Source organism: Curtobacterium sp. MCSS17_007 (assembly GCF_003234175.2).
GTDB lineage: Bacteria > Actinomycetota > Actinomycetes > Actinomycetales > Microbacteriaceae > Curtobacterium.
On the sequence record NZ_CP126257.1, the window covers coordinates 2,704,915 to 2,718,672 of the forward strand.

Annotated in this window: 16 protein-coding genes; 10 read left to right on the forward strand and 6 right to left on the reverse strand. The window is 72.0% G+C overall.

Annotated elements, in window-relative coordinates:
* Positions 1-49: 49 nt before the first annotated feature.
* Both DEJ22_RS12795 and DEJ22_RS12800 read right to left on the reverse strand, forming a co-directional pair.
* On the reverse strand, positions 50-1,507 hold the full coding sequence (locus DEJ22_RS12795) for a sugar porter family MFS transporter (RefSeq protein ID WP_111227657.1): 1,458 nt from the start codon (positions 1,505-1,507) through the stop codon (positions 50-52).
* Positions 1,508-1,708: 201 nt separating this feature from the next.
* Entirely contained in the window at positions 1,709-2,218 is a 510-nt protein-coding gene (locus DEJ22_RS12800; protein ID WP_111227656.1) for a hypothetical protein, read from the reverse strand.
* Between the two features lie 110 nt (positions 2,219-2,328).
* Here DEJ22_RS12800 and DEJ22_RS12805 point away from each other — a divergent pair, with 110 nt between their 5' ends.
* Positions 2,329-3,234: a LysM domain-containing protein gene (locus DEJ22_RS12805; protein ID WP_111227655.1), complete on the forward strand. Its 906-nt coding sequence runs from the start codon at positions 2,329-2,331 to the stop codon at positions 3,232-3,234.
* A gap of 214 nt (positions 3,235-3,448) precedes the next feature.
* On the opposite strand, the gene pgi is transcribed toward DEJ22_RS12805, so the two are convergent.
* The 4 genes from pgi to DEJ22_RS12825 form a co-directional block, all read right to left on the reverse strand.
* Positions 3,449-5,158 (reverse strand): glucose-6-phosphate isomerase, encoded by a 1,710-nt coding sequence (gene pgi / locus DEJ22_RS12810; protein WP_111227654.1) that lies wholly within the window; start codon positions 5,156-5,158, stop codon positions 3,449-3,451.
* Positions 5,159-5,296: 138 nt separating this feature from the next.
* Positions 5,297-7,591: a heavy metal translocating P-type ATPase gene (locus DEJ22_RS12815; RefSeq protein ID WP_111227653.1), complete on the reverse strand. Its 2,295-nt coding sequence runs from the start codon at positions 7,589-7,591 to the stop codon at positions 5,297-5,299.
* Positions 7,588-7,806, reverse strand: a complete 219-nt coding sequence (locus DEJ22_RS12820) for a heavy-metal-associated domain-containing protein (RefSeq protein ID WP_111227652.1) — start codon at positions 7,804-7,806, stop codon at positions 7,588-7,590. Before DEJ22_RS12820 ends, DEJ22_RS12815 begins: the two co-directional genes overlap by 4 nt.
* Positions 7,807-7,835: 29 nt before the next feature.
* Entirely contained in the window at positions 7,836-8,132 is a 297-nt protein-coding gene (locus DEJ22_RS12825) for a metal-sensitive transcriptional regulator (protein WP_111227651.1), read from the reverse strand.
* Positions 8,133-8,410: 278 nt separating this feature from the next.
* On the opposite strand from DEJ22_RS12825, the gene DEJ22_RS12830 reads away from it, so the two are divergent.
* From DEJ22_RS12830 to DEJ22_RS12870, 9 genes are all read left to right on the forward strand, one after another.
* On the forward strand, positions 8,411-9,604 hold the full coding sequence (locus DEJ22_RS12830; protein ID WP_111227650.1) for a helix-turn-helix transcriptional regulator: 1,194 nt from the start codon (positions 8,411-8,413) through the stop codon (positions 9,602-9,604).
* A gap of 165 nt (positions 9,605-9,769) precedes the next feature.
* Positions 9,770-10,231, forward strand: a complete 462-nt coding sequence (locus tag DEJ22_RS12835; RefSeq protein WP_111227649.1) for an Asp23/Gls24 family envelope stress response protein — start codon at positions 9,770-9,772, stop codon at positions 10,229-10,231.
* Positions 10,224-10,415, forward strand: a complete 192-nt coding sequence (locus DEJ22_RS12840) for a DUF2273 domain-containing protein (RefSeq protein ID WP_058727293.1) — start codon at positions 10,224-10,226, stop codon at positions 10,413-10,415. Before DEJ22_RS12835 ends, DEJ22_RS12840 begins: the two co-directional genes overlap by 8 nt.
* Positions 10,416-10,438: 23 nt before the next feature.
* On the forward strand, positions 10,439-10,744 hold the full coding sequence (locus DEJ22_RS12845) for a hypothetical protein (protein ID WP_181430894.1): 306 nt from the start codon (positions 10,439-10,441) through the stop codon (positions 10,742-10,744).
* A gap of 10 nt (positions 10,745-10,754) precedes the next feature.
* Positions 10,755-11,330, forward strand: coding sequence for an Asp23/Gls24 family envelope stress response protein (locus DEJ22_RS12850; RefSeq protein ID WP_284174731.1), 576 nt, complete (start codon positions 10,755-10,757; stop codon positions 11,328-11,330).
* The gene (locus DEJ22_RS12855) at positions 11,327-11,890 is read left to right on the forward strand and encodes a hypothetical protein (RefSeq protein WP_284174732.1); all 564 of its coding nucleotides are present in this window, start codon (positions 11,327-11,329) and stop codon (positions 11,888-11,890) included. Before DEJ22_RS12850 ends, DEJ22_RS12855 begins: the two co-directional genes overlap by 4 nt.
* 128 nt (positions 11,891-12,018) lie before the next feature.
* Positions 12,019-12,192: a CsbD family protein gene (locus DEJ22_RS12860; protein ID WP_111228390.1), complete on the forward strand. Its 174-nt coding sequence runs from the start codon at positions 12,019-12,021 to the stop codon at positions 12,190-12,192.
* 61 nt (positions 12,193-12,253) lie between these two features.
* Positions 12,254-13,318, forward strand: a complete 1,065-nt coding sequence (locus DEJ22_RS12865) for an Asp23/Gls24 family envelope stress response protein (protein WP_111228389.1) — start codon at positions 12,254-12,256, stop codon at positions 13,316-13,318.
* A complete protein-coding gene (locus DEJ22_RS12870; protein ID WP_111228388.1) occupies positions 13,315-13,731 on the forward strand; it encodes an MFS transporter permease in 417 nt (138 codons plus the stop codon). The genes DEJ22_RS12865 and DEJ22_RS12870 overlap by 4 nt, the downstream gene beginning before the upstream one ends.
* Positions 13,732-13,758: the final 27 nt, after the last annotated feature.

A 13,758-nucleotide genomic window follows, 5' to 3' on the forward strand; every position in this document is an offset into this window, starting at 1 on the left:
GGTGCCCAGCTGACACCGTGCCTCCCGTCGCCGCCTGGCGCGCGCTGCGTCAGCGGCGCGACGCCTTCTGGGGCACCGTGAAGATGTTCCCGGTGGTGACGCCCTCCTCGACCTCCTCCAGGGTGCGGCCGCGGCTCTCCGGGACGAACCTCCAGATGAAGAGCAGTGCCAGGACCCCGACGACGGCGAAGCCGAAGAAGGTGCCGGTGATGCCGGTCGCCGCCACGATCGTCGGGAAGGTCAACCCGAGGAACGCGTTCGCGATCCAGAGGCAGAACACCGCGATGCCCATCCCGAGTGCACGGATCTGCGTCGGGAAGATCTCGGACAGGATCACCCAGGTGGCGATGTTGAGGAACGTCTGCATCGAGCCGACGAAGGCGACCACGAGGAACAGGATCACCCACGGGCGTGCCGGGTTGCCCTCGACCAGCGTCATCGACGCGATGCCGATGAGGAAGTGGCAGACGGTCGTCAGCGAGTAGCCGAGGATCAGCGTGGTCCGTCGGTTGATGCGCTCCATGTTCGCGAGCGCGATCACGCCGCCGACGACCGCGATGACGCCCGGCGCGATGTTCGCGATGAGGGCGGCGGACTGCTGGAAGCCCGACTCGATGAGCACGGTCTGGCCGTAGTACATGATCGAGTTGATGCCGGTCAGCTGCTGGGCGACACCGATGCCCGCGCCGATCAGGACGATGCGGACGAGCCACTTGTTGCCGAGCAGGGTGCGCCAGCCGCTCACGCGCCCCGCCTTCGCCTCGAGGGCGTTCGTCCGCTTGATGTCCTCGAGCTCCGCGGCCGCGCGCTCCTGCGAACGGATCTGTCCGAGCACCTCGAGGGCATCGTCGTTCCGCCCCTTGGAGGCGAGCCAACGCGGGGACTCCGGCACCCGGAGCATGCCGATGAACAACGCGATCGCGGGGAGTGCGCAGACGGCGAGCATGACGCGCCAGACTCCGTTGCCCTCACCCCAGAGGTTGCCGATGATCGCGTTCACCACGAAGGCCGCGAGCTGGCCGATGACGATCATGAGCTCGTTCCGCCCGGAGAGCGACCCACGGATCTCGTAGGGGGCGAGCTCGGCGAGGAACACCGGGACCACGGTGGACGCGCCGCCGACCGCCAGACCGAGCAGCACACGGCCGACGACCATGACCCCGAACGCCGGGGCGAAGACGCACGTGAGCGTGCCGACGAAGAACGTGACGGCGAGCAGGATGATCGTGTTGCGACGCCCCCAGCCGTCGGCGATGCGACCCCCGAGCATGGCCCCGATCGCCGCTCCGAAGAGGAGCGAGCTCGTGACGACACCCTCGGTCAGGTTCGTCAGGCCGAGCTCCTCCTTCATCGGGAGCAGCGCACCGTTGATCACGCCGGTGTCGTAGCCGAACAGCAAGCCGCCGAAGGTCGCGACGAGGGCCAGGACGCCGAGACGGCGACGGTGGGGACCCTCCCCCACCGGTGGAAGTGTGACCTTCGGTGCTGTCGGCTCGATGTCGACCATTCGATGACTCCTTCGTCGGGTGACTGCGCGGCATTGCGTGCAGCGATCGTATCCCGATTCCATGTCCTGTCAATTGGACATTCTATCGACCTGACGTTTGGACCGATCCAAGAAACGCCTGATGAGCGAGGGAGCGGTCCAAGGTGTCACGGCCCGGCACCATTCTGGCCGACGGCTGGAGGGCCGAGGAGTCACCGAGGCTCAATCGGACGCAGCGGGTCCGTCGCCGAGCACGTCGCCCAGCGACGCCATGCCGGCACCGTGGTCGGTGTACCGGCGGACCGTCCGGCGCGCGGCAGCGCTCGCGGCACCGCCCAGTGCCGGGTTCCGCCGCGCGGCATCCGCCACCCGGCCCGCGTGGCCCGCGGTCGACAGCAGGACGTTCGCCAGTGCCCGTGCAGCGCCGGGCTCCGGCACCCCGGTGACCGTCCAGGCGCTGCGGAGCTGCTCGTCCGGTGTGACCCCGCGGCGGGTGCCCATGCGGTGCCAGTCGGACAGTGCGCCCTCGGTGCGCTCGGCAGCCCGCTCCACCTCGCCCGCGCGCCGATGCTCGACCGCGCGGGCGGCGACGGCCGCAGCGTCGTCCGTGCCGTGCTCACGCCCCTCGACCGCGGCGGCACGCTGCCGCGCGGCGGTGTCGTCGCCACCGGCCTCGGCGATCCGTGCGGCATGGGCGGCAGCTGCTGCGGCGAGGATGTCGTGGCGGTCCATGCTCCGACGGTAGCCGCTCGGACCGACAGCTACGTCCCTCGACACATCCGCTCGCCGCCGGTCCCGCCGGCGCCGGGCCCGGCGGTAGCATCGGGAACCGAGGGGGAATCATGAACCGAACCGTCGCGACCGGCGCCACCGCCCTGGTCGTCGCCGTCGCACTGTCCGGTTGCTCGCTGCTCGGCGGGTCCGACGGAGCGCTCCCAGCGCCCTCGGACCCGCCGACGGCGAGCCGCACGCCCGCCCCGTCGCCGACCGCGACCGAGGACCCGGACGCCGCCCGCCTGGAGGCCTCGGCGACACCGCGCGCACCCATCCCGGCCGCGACCGAGGCCACGGTCCCCGACCCCGTGCTGACGCCGATCCCCGCCGGGACCGTCCTGACGGAGGGCGACGTCGCGTCCCCCAAGGGCAGCATCCACTTCCACTACCGCGTCGTGGCGGACGGCGACGACACCTTCACCGCGCAGTACAGCGGTGTGACCTCGTCGTTGCCGGTGCCGATCGGGGCGGGGTTCTTCGAACGCGAGCGCCAGGTCGGTGACGGGCTGACCTACCCGGGCGTTGGCGACACCGTGCTCGGCGGTCCGACCTCGGCACCGGTGTCGCAGGACGTGCCGCTGGACGGATCCGGCGTCGACCCGTCCGGGCTCGTCACGCTCGTGGTGTCCTCGGCGGCCGATGCCGGGCAGGCGGACCTGCCGGTCGAGATCGCGGCTGGCAAGGTGCTCGCGGTCGCACCGGTCCGGTGGTCGGTGCCCGCGCGGCAGACGAACGTGCACCCGGTCGACGGGGGCGCACGGGCGAACGCGTCCGGACCGGTCACCGCGACGGCGACGTCAGGGGCACCACGCTCGTACACGGTCGCGCGCGACGACCTGATCGGCGACGTCGCCGCCCGCTTCGGCATCAGCGTGAAGGCCCTCGTCTGGCTGAACGCCGACGTGCAGGTCTTCGGCGACGACCAGTACCTGTACGAGGGCACGTCACTCAACCTCGACCCGCTCGCGCGCTGACGCGCGGGCGCCGCGCGGCCGGCGGGCAGTCTCCTCCGCGAAAGCGACAGATCGCCGCCGACGGTCCGCGGTGATCTGTCGCTTTCGCGGTCCACAGCGGGAACCGACCGGCCGCGCGGACCGGCGGGCCGGGCGGGCGTCCGGGACCAGCGGACGGACGGGAGGCGCGGTGCCAGCCGGCACCGCGCCTCCCGTCCGTCAGGTGTGCGCGTGACTACTCGCCGCGCAGCTCCAGGTACTTCGCGATGAGCGCCTTGGTCGAGGAGTCCTGCGACGCGAGCGCCTCCTGGTCGCCGTCGACCGCCGGGGCGATCTGCAGCGCGAGCTGCTTGCCGAGCTCCACACCCCACTGGTCGAACGAGTCGATGCCCCAGATGGTGCCCTCGGTGAACACGATGTGCTCGTACAGGGCGATCAGCTGGCCGAGCACGCTCGGGGTGAGCTCCGGCGCGAGGATCGACGTCGACGGCTTGTTGCCCGTGAAGGTGCGGGCGGCGACGATCCCCTCGTCGGTGGTGCCCTCGGCACGGACCTCGTCGGCGGTCTTGCCGAAGGCGAGCGCCTTCGTCTGCGCGAAGAAGTTCGCGAGGAACAGCGCGTGGACGTCCTGCCCCGGCTGCACGGCCTTCCCGTCGCCGGACTCGTCCTTCAGCGGACGGGCCGGCTTCGCGACGGTGATGAAGTCCGCGGGGATCAGGCGGGTGCCCTGGTGGATCAGCTGGTAGAACGCGTGCTGGCCGTTCGTGCCCGGCTCACCCCAGAAGACCTCGCCGGTGTCCGTCGTGACGGGCGAGCCGTCCCAGCGGACGCGCTTGCCGTTCGACTCCATCGTGAGCTGCTGCAGGTACGCGGCGAAGCGGTGCAGGTACTGCGTGTACGGCAGGACCGCGTGGCTCTGCGCCCCGAGGAAGTTCGTGTACCAGACGTTGAGCAGGCCCATGAGGACGGGGACGTTCTGCTCGAGCGGCGTGGTGCGGACGTGCTCGTCGATCGCGTGGAAGCCCGCGAGGAACTGCTCCCAGTTCTCCTTGCCGATCGCGATGACGACGCTCGTGCCGATCGCGGAGTCGACCGAGTAGCGGCCGCCCACCCAGTCCCAGAACCCGAAGGCGTTCTCGGGGTCGATGCCGAACGCGGCGACCTTGTCGAGCGCGGTCGAGACGGCGACGAAGTGCTTCGCGACGGCGTTCGACTTCTCGTCGTCGCTCGCGTCGGTGAGGCCGAGCTCGGCCCAGAGCCACTGGCGCGCGAGCCGGGCGTTCGTCAGGGTCTCGAGCGTGCCGAAGGTCTTCGACGCGACGATGAAGAGCGTGGTCTCGGGGTCGAGGTCCGCGGTCTTCTCGTAGATGTCCGCCGGGTCGATGTTCGAGACGAAGCGGGCTTCGAGACCGGCCTGCACGTACGGCTTGAGCGCCTCGTACACCATGACCGGGCCGAGGTCGGAGCCGCCGATGCCGATGTTGACGACGGTCTCGATGCGCTTGCCCGAGACGCCGGTCCACTCGCCGGAGCGGACCTTCTCGGCGAAGGCGTAGACCTTGTCGAGCGTGGCGTGCACGTCGGCGTCGACGTCCTGACCGTCGACGACGAGCGCCGGCTCGATGTCCCTCGGGCGGCGGAGCGCGGTGTGCAGGACGGCGCGGTCCTCGGTCACGTTGATGTGCTCACCGGCGAGCATCGCCTGGAAGCGCTCGGCGACGTGCGTGTCCTTCGCGACCTGGAGCAGGGCGCTGAGGATCTCGTCGTCGACGAGGCCCTTCGACAGGTCGACGGTGAGGTCGGCGGCCTGGAACGTGTAGCGCTCGGCACGACCGGGGTCGCTGTCGAACCACCCTCGCAGGTCCGGGGTGAAGCCGTCGGCGATGCCGTCCAGCTTCTTCCAGCCTTCGGTCGATGTGGGGTCGACGAGAGCGGATTCGGTCACTTCGGTCCTCCTGGGTACCTTCAAGACGTACTGGACCGCGGGTCACCGCAGCGCTGCGTCGCGGACCACGTCCGAGCGTAGTGCCGTCACGGTCCGCCCGCGCACAGTCGGCGTTCGCTGTGGACGGAGCGCGCGGGATCAGGCGGTCGGTGCGAACCGACGCAGGCGCAGGCTGTTCGTCACGACGAACACGGACGAGAACGCCATCGCCGCACCCGCGAGCACCGGGTTGAGGAGCCCCGCCATCGCGAGCGGGATCGCCGCGACGTTGTACGCGAAGGCCCAGAAGAGGTTGCCGCGGATGGTCCCGAGCGTCGCCCGCGACAACCGGACCGCGTCGGCCACGACCGTCAGGCGACCGCTCACGACCGTGATGTCGCTCGCCGCGATCGCCGCGTCCGTCCCCGACCCCATGGCGATGCCGAGGTCCGCCGCCGCCAACGCTGCCGCGTCGTTCACGCCGTCACCGACCATCGCGACGCTGCTTCCCGCGGCCTGCAGCGCACGGACCGTGTCGAGCTTCGAGGCGGGGGTCGCCCTGGCGTGCACCTCGTCGATGCCCACCTGCGCGGCGACCGCCCGTGCGGCACCCTCGTTGTCACCGGTCAGCAGCACCGGCCGCAGACCGAGCGCGACGAACCGCCGCACGGCCTCGGCGGCCTCGGGCTTCACGGTGTCCCCCACGACGACCGCGCCGAGCACGGTCCCGCCCCGGGCGACGACGACCGCGGTGCCGCCCGCGGACTCCGCCGCGGCCACCCGCTCGGCCAGTGCCTCGGGCACGGCGAGTGACCATGCCTCTGCGAGCCACCGGGACGTCCCGACGACGACGACCTCGCCGTCGACGACGGCCTGCACGCCCGCGCCCGGCGTCGCGGTGAACTGCTCGGCGACGGGCACGTCGAGGCCGTGCTCGCGCGCCGCCCGGACGACCGCGCGGGCCACGGGGTGCTCGGAGCCGTCCTCGGCCGCCGCCACCAGGGCGAGCAGCGGTCCGGACCCACTCGGCCCGACGGCCGCGCCGGCCCCGTCGAGCCCATCCGCCCCGTCGGCAGGCAGCACGTCGGTCAGCCGCATCTCGCCGGTGGTCACGGTCCCGGTCTTGTCGAGCACGATCGTGTCGACGCCCCGGGTGCGCTCGAGTGCCTGCGGTCCCCCGATCAGGATGCCCAGCTGCGAGCCCCGGCCGGTACCGACGAGCAGCGCGGTCGGGGTGGCGAGCCCGAGGGCGCACGGGCAGGCGATGATGAGCGTCGCGACCGCTGCGGTGAAGGCGGCGGTGAGCGAGCCGCCGGCCACGAGCCACCCGGCGAACGCGAGCACGGCGAGCCCGATCACGACGGGCACGAACACGGCGGACACCCGGTCGGCGAGGCGCTGCACATCGGCCTTGCCCGTCTGCGCGTCCTCGACGAGCCGACCCATCCGGGCGAGCTCGGTGTCGGCACCGACCGCGGTGACCTCGACCACGAGCCGACCGCCCACGTCGATGGTCGCCCCGGTCACGCGGTCGCCGGGCCGGACCTCGACCGGCACGGACTCACCGGTGAGCATGCTGAGGTCGACGGCCGAGGACCCCTCGCGCACGATGCCGTCGCTCGGGATCCGCTCCCCCGGACGCACCACGACGACGTCGCCGACGACGAGCGACGCGGCGGGCACACGGACCTCGACCGGACCGGACGGCCCGTCGCGCAGGACCGACGCGTCCTTCGCCCCGAGCTCGAGCAGCGCGCGCAGGGCCGCCCCTGAGCGCTGCTTCGCCCGCGCCTCCATGTACCGGCCGGCCAGGATGAACACCGTGACGGCCGCGGCCACCTCGAGGTAGAGATCACTCGCCTCGGGGTCGGTCGCGAACCACGAGAACGCCATGTGCATCCCCGGTCGACCGGCGTCGCCGAGGAAGAGGGCGTACAGCGACCAGCCGAAGGCGGCGAGGACGCCGACGCTGACGAGCGTGTCCATCGTCGCGGCACCGTGCCGAGCGTTCACCCACGCGGCGCGGTGGAACGGCAGGGCACCCCAGACCGCGACCGGCGCCGCCAGGGCCAGGGCCGCCCACTGCCAGTTCGGGAACTGCAGCACCGGCACCATCGAGAGCAGGACCACCGGCACCGCGAGCACCGCGGAGACGACGAGCCGCTGCCGCAGGGGTGCGGTCGGGTCGTCCGATCGGGCATCGACACCGCCGTCGTCGTCGGCGGTCGGCCGTCGGACGTGCACGCTCGCGCCGTATCCCGCGGCCTCGACCGCCGCGACGAGCGCCGCGGTGTCGACACTGGTCGGGTCGGTGACCTCGACCTGCGCCTGCTCGGTCGCGTAGTTGACCGTCGCACTGACGCCGGGCAGCTTGCCGAGCTTCCGTTCGATGCGGTTCGCGCACGAGGCGCAGGTCATGCCCGTGATGTCGAGTTCGACGACGCCGTCGTTCACCGGGTCACGACCTCGTACCCCGCCTCCGTGATCGCGCCACGAAGGGCGTCGTCATCCAGCGGCGCGTCCGAGGTGACGGTGACGGTGGACGAGCCCCCGGGCACGAGCTCCACGGTGACGTCGGTGACACCCGCGAGCTCGGACACCTCCTCGGTCACGCTGGCCACGCAGTGCTCGCAGGTCATCCCGGTCACGGCGACGGTCTCGGTGGTCATGGGTCCTCCCGGTGGTGGTGGTGTGCGCTTCAGGAACGGACGAGTCGGGCGATCGCGTCGCTCGCCTCACGGACCTTCGCATCGGCGGCGTCCCCGCCCTCGGCGACGGCCTCGGCGACGCAGTGGCGCAGGTGGTCCTCGAGCAGCGACAGGGCGACCCGTTCGAGCGCCCGGTTCGCCGCGGAGATCTGCGTGAGGACGTCGATGCAGTACGTCTCGTCCTCGACCATGCGCGCGATCCCGCGCACCTGCCCCTCCGCGCGGCGCAGCCGCTTGAGCAGGTCGTCCTTGTCGTCGATGTACCCGACGTGCTGGTGGTCCGCCACGAGTTCCTCCGTCTCCTCCCACCAAGGTACCCCCTGGGGGTACCTTGCACCAGCGCAAGGAGCAGGTCCTCCCTGAGAGTCCTGCACTGCACGCCGCGGACGCTCGTGAGCCGGTCCCACCACACGTCGCGAATGCTGGATCGCCGCGGCCCCGCGGATCGAGCGAGCACCGGCCGGACGGGAGGCGCGGGGCACGACCCGCACCGCGCCTCCCGTCCGGCGTCGGCCATACCGACGGCGGGAGCGCGCTTACCGGACACAGCTGGCATGATGCGCGGGTGAGCACCTCGTCGACGAACGGATTCCGCCGGCTGCGGTTCACCGACGGCGACGGCACCGACTACGCCCGCATCTTCTCGGCCGAGTACAACGGACGAGACCTCGGCAGCGACACCTACCTCACCGAGGGCACGCACTACGAGTACACGATCGTCGGCGACGACGACGTGACCCTCCGGACCATGCGCTCGGAAGGCGGCCGTCGCGGCGGGGTCATCGGACCGCGCAACGACCACGTCGTCTTCTGGCTGACCAAGGGTCGGCTGGAGATGCACTTCGCCGACCGGACGCGGGTCCTCGAGGCGGGCAGCCCCTACATCGCCTCGGCGTCCGAGGCGTACCGGTTCGAATCCGCCGACACGGTCTACAACGGCCTGCACCTGTCCGATTCCTTCCTGCGATCAGTCGGCGAGGAGCTCGGCTACCGGCTGCCGGGCGGTCCGCTGCTGTTCGACCAGCAGGACGAGGCCGTGGCGCGACGTGAACCGCTGCGCCGCCTCGTCCAGGACCTCGCACCCGCGCTGCTCGACGACCGCGTGGTCGGACCGATGCGGACGGCGCTGAACCGGCGACTGGCCGTCGTCGTGCTCGACACGTTCCCCGTCCGTGACCGCGGCCAGGACGTCCCCGTCGCGAACCGGCTCCGCGACGCCATCCGTTACATCGAGGCGCACGCGACGGACCGCCCGTCGGTGCCGGACATCGCCGCGGCCTGCGGACTGAGCCAGCGCGGGTTGCAGGACGTGTTCGCGCGGACACTCGCCACCACCCCCAACCGGTTCCTCCGCGACCACCGGCTGGACTGTGTCCGTCGAGAACTCCTGCGGACGCCTGGCGAGGACGGCGTCACCCCGATCGCACGGCGCTGGGGGTTCACGAACCCGGGCCGGTTCGCGGCCGCGTACCGGGAGCGCTTCGGCGAGGACCCGGCGGCGACCCTGCGGACCTCGCGAGCCGCCGACCCCGGATCGGGTCGGACCTCGTGGCGGGTCCGGCGTGCCGTCGCCCACATCGTCGAGCACGCGGACGGCGACCTCACGGTCGACGAGATCGCCGGCGCCGCCGGCGTCCGTCCCCGCCGCCTGCAGCAGCTGTTCCGACAGGAGTGCGGGCAGTCGCCGATGGCCTACCTGCGCGCCGTCCGGGCCGCTGCGTCCCGCAACACCGGGGCCGGTATCGGCGGCGGCGCCTGACCCCTCCCGCCCCGGGGTACACGGAGAACCGCGGTTCTGGCGTTCTTCCTGGAAGAGCGCTGGAACCCGGGACACCAGCGTGACGAAGGTCGGTCGCAGCCCGTCTCATCCGTGAACAGCAACCGCTGGGAACGTGTCCTGGCGGGTTCTCGAAGGGAGCATCCAATGGCTGACACCACCAACCTGACCTCCGCCGCCACCCGCTCGGCGGGCACGCACACTTCCGGCGCGAACGCGTCGGGTACGGCGGGCAAGACCACGATCGATGACACCGTCGTGTCGAAGGTCGCCGGCATCGCCGCGCGTGAGGTGAACGGCGTGCACTCGCTCGGCAACGGCGCTGCCCGTGCCATCGGCGCGCTGCGCGACAAGATCGGTCAGCGCGACTACGGCCAGGGCGTCAAGGTCGAGGTCGGCGAGAAGCAGGTCGCCGCCGACGTCGTGATCGTCGCGGAGTACCCGGTGTCGTTGCAGGAGGTCGCGGACGGTGTCCGTTCGTCGGTCGCTCGTGCCCTGCAGCAGATCGTGGGCATGGAGGTCGCCGAGGTCAACGTGACCGTCCAGGACGTCTTCATCCCGGGTGACGACGACGACAACGAGGACAAGAAGGAGTCGCGCGTTGAGTAACACACTCGTCGGTGCGCTGATCGGCGCGATCCTGGCTGTCGTGGCACTGCAGTTCGGGTTCTGGGGCTTCGTCCTGGTGATCGTGTTCGGCCTGATCGGTGCCCTCGTGGCCGCGATCACGTCCGGCAAGATCGACCGCGGCGCCCTGACCGACGTGCTGACCGGACGCCGGAGCTCCCGGTGAGCGCCGGCCCGGGGAGCCTCCCGGTGAGCGCGGTCCCGGGCCGGGTCGAGATCACCGCCCGGGCGCTGACGGCGTTGGCCCGGGCCGTCGCAGCGGAACGCCTCGGCGCTCCGGCGAAGCGGCTCCGGGTCGGCTTGGAGGACCACGACGGCGCACTCGCCCTCGAGGTCACCGGTCCGATCGCCGCCGACGGGGACGTCGTCTCCGCGGCGTCCGCGGCTGCTGACACGATCCGCTCCCGTGTCGGGGACCTCTCCGGCCGCCGAGTGGGTCGGACCCACATCGAACTGACCGGGATCGTGCGTGAGCACGAGGGCCGGGTCCGGTAGGAGGCACCAGATGAGCACCGAACAGCTCGAGAAGCGGCTGCGTCGTCGCAGCATCCACCGGTCCCGGTCCACCGCGGTCGCGATCACCCTGGTCGTCGTGGCCCTGGTCGCGGCGTGGATCGGCACCGAAGCGGTCCTGAAGGCCACCGGGCAGGGGCCGCTGCTGGCGGACCCGCAGACCGTGGTCGACACCGCCCTGCAGCCCGACGCGGCGTTCACGACCATCGCCGAGGTCATCGCCGCCGCCCTGGTCATCGCCGGCATCATCCTGGTCGTCCTCGCGGTGAAGCCTGGTCGGCAGCCCCGCTCGGGAGTGGATCGTGACCGTGGTGCGGTCGTGATCGACACCCGCATCCTGGCCTCCACCGCCGCGAACGCCGCCGCCCACGCAGCCGGCGTGCCCGAGTCCAACACGTCCGCGTCCGCACGCGGGCACCGCACCGAGGTGCACGTGGTGCCCCTGTCCGGCATCCCCGTCGACACCCACGTCGTCGAGCACGCCGTCCAGGAACGACTCGGCCGGCTCGGCGGGAAGCACGGCACCGCCGTGACGGTCACCGTGGACCAGAAGGGAACCCTGGCATGACCACCACCAACCGCGGCTTCAACCGGGTCCTGCTGTTCCTGATCGGCCTGATCGCGATCATCGTCGGCATCGTCATCGGCGCCGGCGTCCTGCAACCCGTCCGCGACGCCCTGCAGCAGTACGTCACCCTGCCCGAGCAGGTCACCGTCCCCGACACCGCACTGTGGATCATCGCCGCGATCTGCGTCGTGGTGATCGTGCTGGCGTTGGTGGTGGTGTCCACCCGCGGTGGCGGCGGCACGTCCGTCGCGGTCCGGGAACGCTCCGGCGCCGACCAGGTCACCGTGAACGTCGCGCTCGTGCGGGACGTCATCGACCACGAACTCGCCGGCGTCCACGACATCGTCACCTCCAAGGTCGACACGTACCTGGTGAAGAAGACCCGCGCCGCACGCATCAGGGTCCACGTCCGACGGGGTGGTGACGCGGTCACCGTCCTCGACGCCGTCGACCACGCCCTGACCACCCTCGACCACACCCTCGGCCGGCAGATCCCGGTCCTGGTCCACCTCACCGGCGGCACCCGCACCGCACTGGCACGCACCACCCGCGTCCAGTAGGACGACCCGGCGGACTCCGCCGGACGCGAACGCACCACCAGCACCACCGCAACCGGGCCGGACGGGGCGAGCAGCGCCTCCCGGCCGTCACCACCGGGCACCAGCCCACGAGAGAGAAGGGACCCACCATGGGACTCGAGGACAAGATCAAGAACGCCGCACAGGACCTGGCCGGCAAGGCCAAGGAGGCCTTCGGCAACGCGACGGACAACGACGAGAAGGTCGCGGAGGGCAAGAAGGACCAGGCCGCTGCGAGCGCCAAGCAGACCGGCGAGGACGTCAAGGACGTCTTCAAGCACTAGCGGACCCCGGCCGTCGCTCCCTGACGGGAGCGACGGCCGACCTGTTCACGAGGAGGAAGCCATGCAGCACGATCCGAACGCCCGGATGCAGATCACCGAGGTCGACCTGCCGTCCGAGCTGACCACCCCGCTCCCCGAGGATGCCGGGCCCCTGGTGGTCGCCGCCCGCACCGCGGCGGAGACGGCGCTCGGCGTGCCGGGCGTCCACCACCTCGGCGGGCTCGTCGCCCGCGCCGCCGATCGCGTCCGATCGCAGCTCGGACGCACCGCCGGTGCCCCCGGCGTGCAGGTCGACGACAACGACGGAACGCTCGACGTGACAGTGTCCGTCGTCGTCAGCTACCCCCGGCCGGTGCCCGAGGTCGCCGAGGAGGTCCGCCGCCAGGTCGCCGCCGCGGTCTCGCAGCTCGGGTCGGGGCAGCCCACCACCGTGGACGTCCACGTGCTCGACGTCCACGGGCCGTTCGACGACGAGCCGACGCCGGTCGACGAGGCCCGCGAGGCCGTCGGTGACGCAGCCGACCACGCGAGGCAGGCCGTCTCCGGTGCCGCGGAGACCGTCCGCGACGGCGCCGCCCAGGTCGCCGAACGGGCACGCGACGCCGCGCAGGACGCCGCCGACGCCACGCGGGAGGCCGCCGGCCGTGCACGTGACGCTGCCGGTGACGCCGTCGACCGGGCCCGGGAGACCGCGTCCGACGCGGCTGAGCGTGCCGCGGAGAAGTCCTCGGACGCCGGTGACGCAGCGAAGGAAGCGGTCAGCGCAGGGAAGGACGCCGCGAAGGCCGCCTCGCAGGAGGTCCGTGCCCGTGCATCCGGCGCCGCCGCAGCAGCGACCGACGCCGCAGCGGACGCCGGTGCCGCCGCCTCGGACGCGGCCGACGCGGCGGCGAGCGCGACCAAGGACGGCGCAGCCGACGAGCGCAGCGCCGCTGACTCGTCGGCACGCAGCGGCACGTCCGACACCGCCGACGCGGACGAGCGCGTCGCCGACGCCCTCGACGCGGCGGCCGACCGCATCGAGCACGCCGCCGACGTCGTCCGAGACGAGGCCGACACACGCCACGACGAGGCCGCCGCGCACCGCAGCGACGACGGTGAGGGCGACGGCAAGGCGCAGCGATGATCACCGCGTGGGCGGGACGCCGGGGCACGACCGCTCGTCGTCCGCGCCCGCGCGGCGTCTGGATCACGTCGGGCATCGGCGTCGTGCTGGTGCTCGCCGTGGCCCTCGGCGCGTACCTCCCGCTGGTCGGGTTCCTCGGCGGAGTGACCGCCACGACCGCCGGACTCGTGCCGTTCCCGTTCATCCGGGTCACCCTCGTCACGCTGCTCGGCGTGGTGGTCGTCCTCGCCCTGCTGCTCTGGGCACTGACCCGGCGCCACACGGTGACGTCGGTCTTCGCGGTCGTCCTCGCTGTCCTGGTCAGCCTCGTGGTCACCGCCTACCCCGTCGTGACGATCGCCATCGCCTCGGCGGACCGTGCCGGTGATGTCTGGCCGATCGTCACCGAGCTCTGGCAGCGCTTCACCGGCTGACGGCTCGACCGCCCCACCGGCTGCACT